The sequence below is a fragment of the Achromobacter pulmonis genome (assembly GCF_002885955.2).
Classification (GTDB): Bacteria; Pseudomonadota; Gammaproteobacteria; order Burkholderiales; family Burkholderiaceae_B; genus Achromobacter; species Achromobacter pulmonis_A.
The window spans coordinates 1-7,228 of the sequence record NZ_POQS01000012.1 but is presented as its reverse complement, the minus strand read 5'-3'; the positions used below and the strand labels follow the sequence as shown (position 1 = coordinate 7,228).

The window sequence follows — 7,228 nt, the reverse complement described above, 5'->3', positions numbered from 1 at the left end:
GCGTGAAGCCCGACAAGGCCAACGCCAGCGCGCTCGCACTGCTGCCACGCGGCAACGCCCACCGGCTTGACCGCATGTGGACGCTGGTGCGGGACACCTGCCCGTTGCCGCTGCTCGATCACTGGCGCGAGACCGTGCTGGAACTGCTGCAAACCCGCGAGATGCTGGCCCGCCTTCCGTTCGCCCTCGGGCCACTGGAGGGTCATCGGCTCGCCATCGACGTGCCGGCGCTGACCCTGGCGCTGGGCTCCTTGATCCGCAGTGACGTACTCACCGCCTATCCCTATCCGGCCAAGATTTGGACGCCGGATGCGGTAGCGGCTTGACCCACCCGCGGAAGCACGCCTCGGCGTGCTTCCGCCTTTCATCCCCGCCAACCAGGAGACTTCCATGGCCCTCATGTTCCCGCGGCTCGCCCGCAATTTCGTGAAAAACGGGGTGTGACGTGAAGTCACGTGAGTAATTGTCTCAGCCCCTCGGGGTTAGCGAGACCTGATATTCCGCTATCAGTAGCCTACCGACACATGCGACTTCGGCAACGAGGTGGTGTGAAGCTGTCGGGACAATGTAGACCTCCCATGAGGGAAAGGTCCTTCCGCGAGGGAGGGCCAAATCTGCCAGCATCAAGGCGGATGGGTCGCTAGGCTGAGCGACATGGTTAACGCAAGTGAACTGCTGATAAACACTGTAATAGCGAACANATGGCGTGCAGGCGTTCGCGCCCACCACGCGCGGCGGCGCACACCGACGGCTTCCACGGCACCCGCCGCAGCGCTGTTGGTCTGAGCCAGGAGGAACCGACATGGACCCGATCCTGGCCGCGCTTCCGCCCTCGCTGCTGAAACTCGTTGAAGGCAGTTTGTCCAACGACGAAGTGTCCTCCGACGAGGAAATGCAGGAGTACTTCATCGGCAATGGCCTCACCGAGGAACAGGCGCGGCAGGCACTGACCTACCGCGACCAGTACCTCAACAACATCTACCTGGACGGCTTCACGCCGATTACCGCGGTGGACGAGGCACTTCACTTCAACCCGCACACCCGGCAGTTCGAGCCGGACTGAGCGGTTTTCTTCCACCCCTTGGGGCAGTACTTGCCCCAGCGGGCGGTGCTGTTCCCGTTCATCCGAGGACACCACCATGCCCGCAGACACTTCTTCCACCACGCTTTACCGCATCGACGAATGCCCCNAAGCCAAAGATGCTGACAGGCTTGGGCCAAAAGGCAACGTAGTCGGTCAACCCTCGTCCGTTTGGGGTTGCGCGGACATCACGACTACCGGTGAAAAGGCAGAACCTAACTCGCTCTTGTTACTCACGTGGAACACGGTAAGCCCGTACCACCGCCCCTCGGGGCAGGCAGACCGTAAGGAATGCTGTTGGTGGTGCGGGTAGAGGAATGTGGAAAAGGCGAATGCCGTCCTGTAATGGGACGGATAGGGATTGAGCCGCAAGGCAACATCATCCTGCGCGAAAGCGAGCAGACTTCCACTTGGTCTTTCTCTACGAGAAAACTTGTCCAACCTTCTATAAGAGGGAATTGCAGATGACTACGCAAGAAATTGCTTGCGCGGGTGCGCCCTCACACGAATCGGTCACATGGCACAGCATCGACTGGGCCAAGTGTCACCGTGAAGTGCGAAGGCTCCAAGCGCGTATCGTAAAGGCGACTCGGGAAGGAAAATACGGCAAGGCGAAATCCTTGCAGTGGATTCTGACCCACTCGTTCAGCGGCAAAGCATTGGCCGTCAAACGAGTTACTGAAAACCAAGGAAAGAGGACTCCTGGTGTGGATCGCGTCACGTGGTCAACGCCGGAGACCAAATCCGAAGCAGTGTTGTCCCTTCGCCGTCATGGCTATCGACCCCGCCCGTTACGGCGGATCTATATTCCAAAAGCCAATGGCAAGAAGCGGCCTCTCGGTATTCCCACGATGAGGGATAGGGCTATGCAGGCACTATACCTGCTGGCTCTCGAACCCATCGCGGAGACGACCGGGGATAAGGACTCTTACGGGTTCCGCCCCGGCCGAAGTGTGGCAGACGCCATCAGGCAATGCCACACGGTGCTGGCTTGGAAACGCTCTGCGGAGTGGGTCCTTGAAGCCGATATCGAAGGGTGTTTCGACAACATCAGCCACGATTGGCTCGCCGAGAACATTCCGATGGACAAGGCGATCCTCAAAAGCTGGCTCAAGGCCGGATACGTCGAGAGCGGTAGTTTGTTCCCGACGGAGGCAGGTACTCCACAAGGGGGGATCATCTCCCCGGTGCTGGCGAACATGGCGCTGGATGGATTGCAAGAGGTTCTTGGCAAATCGTTCTTCAGGACGAGGCGCCAGAACAAGCACTACGATCCGAAGGTGAACTTCGTTCGTTACGCCGATGACTTCATCGTCACGGGGTACTCGCGTGAGCTACTCGAAATAGAGGTGCTGCCACTGGTGGAGAAGTTTCTTGCCGCCAGGGGCCTCAACATCTCGAAAGCGAAGACTCGCGTTACTCATATCTCGGAAGGGTTCGACTTCCTGGGCAAGAACATCCGCAAGTTCAACGGGGTGTGCCTGACCCAGCCATCGAAGAAGAACACGAAGGCTTTTCTAGATTCGATCCGAGGTTTGATCCGTGCCAACAAGGCAGTGAAACAAGACGACCTCATCGGCATGCTCAATCCACGCATCAAGGGTTGGGCGGAATTTCACAGTGCCGATGCTTCATCCCAGACGTTTACTCGCGTCGATGCAGTCATATGGCGCAGCCTATGGCGCTGGTGCAGGCGGCGGCATCCAAAGAAAGGGGCCTATTGGGTTAAGGAAAGGTACTTCCACCGGATAGGCAACAGGAATTGGGTGTTTGCTGCGGACGATGGTCAGAGGTTCCCTGACGGCAACGTGAAATGGAAGATGCTGCGCATAGCGGCGGATACCAAGATACGACGCCACGTCAAGGTCAATGGCCTAGCCAACCCGTTCGATCCCGAATGGGAAAGCTACTTTGAAGCTCGCTTGAGCCAGAAGATGGTCCAGTCCCTGCACGAGCGCAGGAAGCTCGTCAAACTATGGCTTGCGCAGGATGGAAAGTGCTTGATCTGCGAGCAGCCCATCACGAAGGAGACCGGTTGGCATGCCCACCATATCCAACGTCGGGTTGATGGCGGAAAGAACACTTTGGAAAACTTGGTTCTGCTTCATCCAAACTGCCATAACCAGCTTGAATCGCCCCGGGTTTCGCGGAGGCCATTTGGTTAAAGTAAACCGGCCTCTTCGGCGGTTCTGTCGAGTTGGCTGTAGTAGTTTGCCTCAGCCTCGGCGGGCGGGATATAGCCGATCGATGAGTGCAGGCGTTTATGGTTGAACCAGGCGACCCATTCCAAGGTGGCCAGCTCGACGGATTCCCTGCTTTTCCAGGGCGCACGACGGTGGATCAGTTCGGCTTTGTACAGGCCGTTGATCGTCTCGGCCAAGGCATTGTCGTAGCTGTCGCCCCGGCTACCGACCGAGGGCTCGATGCCGGCCTCGGCCAGCCGTTCGCTATAGCGGATGCTCACGTATTGCGATCCCCTATCGGAGTGATGGGTCAGAGAACCGTCATTGCCGGGCTGACGAGCATACAGGGCCTGCTCCAGCGCATCGAGTACGAAGTCCGTCGTCATGGACTTGCTCACGCGCCAGCCGACGATGCGCCGGGCGTAGACGTCGATGACGAAGGCCACGTACAGCCAGCCCTGCCATGTCGAGAGTGGAGTAAGAGACCGGGCGTAGTCGAGCTATCTCCCGGCCTCTCCTCCCCGAACCGGACTTGCACCTCTCAGCGCATCCGGCTCTCCGTTCAAGCGTTGCTCATAGCAAAGGCGACATCGGGATAGCGTGACTCGATGGTACTGCGTGCCTCATCGCGCAGGATGTACGGATTCTCCGACGGGTTACGCCACCTGAATTGCCCCTTCCGGCTGGTAACAAGACGCCGAAGCGCCACCGCCCCGTACCAACCCCGACTATTCTGGCCATGAAGCAGCCATGTCTTGGCCTGTCCCCGTTCTGGCGCCCGCACATGATCGCGCATCAGCGACCTGAACCCGCGCCGATACCTGCGCGCGAGCCAATATCCGAACTTCCAGAACACGGTCCGGTCAAGTTTTCTGAACATGGTGGCCGTGTAGTCAGTGTATTGATAGAAGGCGGCCCAGCCGGCAATCTGCCGATTCAGGCTCTCCATCAGGTCCATCCGGTTCATGCCGTAATTGCCCGACAGTTGTTTGACTAACCGCTCGGCGAAGCCCCGATACTTCTCCCACGGAATCGTCGTCACCGGCCGCATGCGGCCGCGTGGTCCGCGCTTACGAATGATCCGGTGACCGAGGAAGACGAAGCCGTCGTTCACGTGCGTGATATGGGTCTTCTCCATATTCAGTGTGAGCTTCAGTTCGCCTTCAAGGAATTGCCTGCACGCCTCGCGTACTGCCTCGGCATGCGCTCGCGTTCCCTTGACCACGATCACAAAGTCATCCGCGTACCGACAGTAAGAAACCGCTGGCTTCCACTGCCGGTTTTCTCGTACAGTAATGGGACGCTGCTTGAGAATGGCGAAGTTCCACGCCCACCGATCCTTCCGCACCTTCTTGCTCAGGTAGTTCTTCTCCATCCACGCGTCGAATTCGTGCAGCATGATGTTGGATAGGAGCGGTGAGATGACACCGCCCTGGGGAACCCCCTCGCTTGCAGCGCGAAACAGATCGCGATCAACGCAGCCCGCCTTGATGAACTTCCAGAGCAGGGCAAGGAAGCGCTGATCGGCAATGCGCTTGCGGATTCCCTTCAGAAGCAGACGATGATGAACGGTGTCGAAGTAGCTGGCGAGGTCGCCCTCGATAACCCAGCGTCCGGCAACACTGTGTTCGTCACCATCCTGCAACTGAAGCTTCACCGTGCGAATCGCGTGATGTACGCTTCGGGCCGGTCTGAAGCCATATGAAGCCGGATGGAAATCACTCTCCCATATCGGCTCCATCGCCATCAGCATGGCCCTTTGCACAATTCGATCCCGTAGACAAGGGATGCCGAGCGGTCTGAGCTTGCCGTTCGCCTTCGGTATGTACACGCGCCGCGCAGGCAGCGGACTATACGAGCCCGCCAACAGTTCGTCGCGTATCGTCGCCAGTTCATGCTGGAGATTCGCTTCCATCATGCGCTTGTCAACACCGTCCACTCCCGGTGTGCGGGCTCCGCTGGATGCCAGCGTAATGCGAGCCGCTTCGCTCAGCCAATCCCTGTCAGCAATCAGTCTCAGGAGACGATCGAACTTGCGCTCTTTGTTCTCCGTCGACCATGCCGCCAGTTTGCTTTGCATTTCACTGATTATCAAAGGTCTTCACCTCACTGTGGTCAGTTAATCAACCAAGCAAACCACTTCAACTGCCTCCCTTCGCCATGTGACCGGCTTTCCCGGTCTCGGACTACTACGGAGGCTCCGCCAGCTCGCACATCATCGGGGGCACACTCCCTTAACATCTGTGCAAGCCTTCCCCAGTTCACATGCTGGACTCAACGCATGGGCGAGGCTGCCTGTCGCAGTCTTTATCCTTGCTTGCCGCAAGTCGTCGCGAACACCACGGTCTAGCTGCGCGCTCCCCGTGGACCCTTGCTGATCAGCTTACCTGTCCGGTCAGCAATCGTGCCGCCGGGCCATACGTGTGACCGGCAACAGTTCGCGTCCTGCCCGTAAAGCGGTGTGGGCAGGGGTGACATTTCAACCCTCAGATGCGGTTTAACAGGTTCGTGTTCCTCAACCGTCCCATGCTCAGCCTGGAGGCTCATCTTGGCGTAACCGCTTCGCCGCAAGCCCCGTTTCCCACGGACTACGTCACCTTGCCAGTGTCGGCAAGTCACCGCCGCTTCGGCTCACTTCCTCTCGCAGCAGAGGAAGGGCATGCCCCGGTACTACAACGTCAACTCCTCCGGGTACTGCATTCCAAACATGCTCAAGCAGTTTCACCCCCATACGGGCGGGCCACGCTGGCTGGGCGTACCGTAGGTGAAGTCCGAGACCCAGAGCTGGTTCGGCCGATCCGCCCGGAACTGCCGGTTGACGCGATCCAGCGGCTGGGTGGCCGCATCGTCGGGAACTGTGGTGCGCAACCGCTTGCCGCGCCGCACGCCTTGCAGGCCCTGGGCGCGCATCAAGCGCTCGACCGTGCAACGGGCAACCGCCACGCCTTCGCGGTTCAGTTGCCGCCAGACCTTGTCAGCGCCGTACACGCGATGGTTCTCCTGCCAGACCCGATGGACATGCGGCTTCAGATGTTCGTCACGCCGAGCGCGGTCGCTGCGCCGCGATGGATCGCGCAGCCGCGCGGCGTGGCGCCGATAGGCCGACGAGGCAACCTGCAACACCTTGCAGATCGGCTCGACCCCGTAGACCTCCCGGTGCCGGTCGATGTAGGTGTTTACGACTTCAGCTTGCGGTCGAGCTCCGCCTGCGCGAAAAAAGCGCTGGCCGTACGCAGAATGTCGTTGGCACGGCGAAGTTCGCGCACCTCTCGTTCTAAGGCCTTGATCCGCTCGCGCTCGCTGGTGGTCATGCCATGGCGCTGCCCGCTGTCGACTTCATGCCGCTTGACCCAGGTCAGCAGCGTCTGCGCCGAGCAGCCGATCTTGGGCGCAATGGACTCGACCGCCACCCATAGCGACGGGTACTCGCTGCGGGACTCCTGCACCAGGCGCACCGCGCGCTCGCGCACTTCCGGGGAAAACTTGTTCGCGTTGTTCTTGCTCATGGCTCGCATTCTCTCAAGAGTTGGAGCCTCCGCGATACCCGGGGCGATTCAGCTACATGTCCAAGGTTTGAAGGTAGTGAAGCCGGTTCGCGAAAGCGAGCTTTGAAAGGCTTGAGCCGTATGAGGGGAAACTCTCACGTACGGTTCTTAGGGGGGGATGGGCCAGCAATGGCCTGTCCCTACCCGACTACTTCCCCACGGATGAACCCACGCTCGAAAGAGCCCTCAACGCACTGATGCCCAGCGACGGGTCGATGTGCATCCTCGATCCCTGCGCAGGCGAAGGCGTGGCGATCGCCGAAGCTGCTCATGCCCTCGGGCGCGAGCAGGTAAAGGCGTTCGCGGTCGAGTTCGACGCCGAGCGGGCACGCCATGCCCGCGGCTTGGTCGATCATTGCCTGCACGCGGACCTCATGGACGCGATGATCTCCAAGCAGTCGTTCGGGCTGCTCTGGCTC

4 protein-coding genes, 3 pseudogenes and 1 other annotated feature are annotated in these 7,228 nt (G+C 59.7%); of the genes and pseudogenes, 4 read left to right on the top strand and 3 right to left on the bottom strand.

Features of this window, described 5'->3' with window-relative positions:
• The 3 genes and pseudogenes from C1I89_RS31165 to ltrA (C1I89_RS31155) form a co-directional block, all read left to right on the top strand.
• Positions 1–326: pseudogene (locus C1I89_RS31165) on the top strand (hypothetical protein); the annotation flags it as partial.
• A 476-nt stretch (positions 327–802) separates the two neighbouring features.
• A complete protein-coding gene (locus C1I89_RS31160) occupies positions 803–1,063 on the top strand; it encodes a hypothetical protein (protein WP_094840514.1) in 261 nt (86 codons plus the stop codon).
• Positions 1,064–1,545: 482 nt separating this feature from the next.
• Positions 1,546–3,246, top strand: coding sequence for a group II intron reverse transcriptase/maturase (gene ltrA / locus C1I89_RS31155; protein WP_102776167.1), 1,701 nt, complete (start codon positions 1,546–1,548; stop codon positions 3,244–3,246).
• Here the strand turns inward: ltrA (C1I89_RS31155) and C1I89_RS31150 are convergent.
• From C1I89_RS31150 to C1I89_RS31140, 3 genes and pseudogenes are all read right to left on the bottom strand, one after another.
• Positions 3,243–3,743: pseudogene (locus tag C1I89_RS31150) on the bottom strand (IS3 family transposase); the annotation flags it as partial. The gene ltrA (C1I89_RS31155) and the pseudogene C1I89_RS31150 sit on opposite strands and share 4 nt — an antisense overlap.
• An 83-nt stretch (positions 3,744–3,826) precedes the next feature.
• Positions 3,827–5,344: a group II intron reverse transcriptase/maturase gene (ltrA, locus tag C1I89_RS31145; protein ID WP_102776124.1), complete on the bottom strand. Its 1,518-nt coding sequence runs from the start codon at positions 5,342–5,344 to the stop codon at positions 3,827–3,829.
• 680 nt (positions 5,345–6,024) lie between these two features.
• Positions 6,025–6,779 (bottom strand): annotated as a pseudogene (locus C1I89_RS31140) (IS3 family transposase); the annotation flags it as partial.
• Positions 6,370–6,486: a sequence feature (AL1L pseudoknot), on the bottom strand. (Overlaps the previous pseudogene by 117 nt.)
• Positions 6,780–6,943: 164 nt before the next feature.
• Between C1I89_RS31140 and C1I89_RS31135 the strand changes: the two are divergent.
• Positions 6,944–7,228 (top strand): DUF6094 domain-containing protein (locus C1I89_RS31135; protein WP_258231564.1); only part of this gene is annotated, 285 nt, incomplete at its 3' end.

Excerpts from the sequence above, each read along its gene's own strand:
- ltrA (WP_102776124.1), bottom strand. The coding sequence starts at position 5,344 with ATGCAAAGCAAACTGGCGGCATGGTCGACGGAGAACAAAGAGCGCAAG.
- C1I89_RS31160 (WP_094840514.1), top strand. The coding sequence starts at position 803 with ATGGACCCGATCCTGGCCGCGCTTCCGCCCTCGCTGCTGAAACTCGTT.
- ltrA (WP_102776167.1), top strand. The coding sequence starts at position 1,546 with ATGACTACGCAAGAAATTGCTTGCGCGGGTGCGCCCTCACACGAATCG.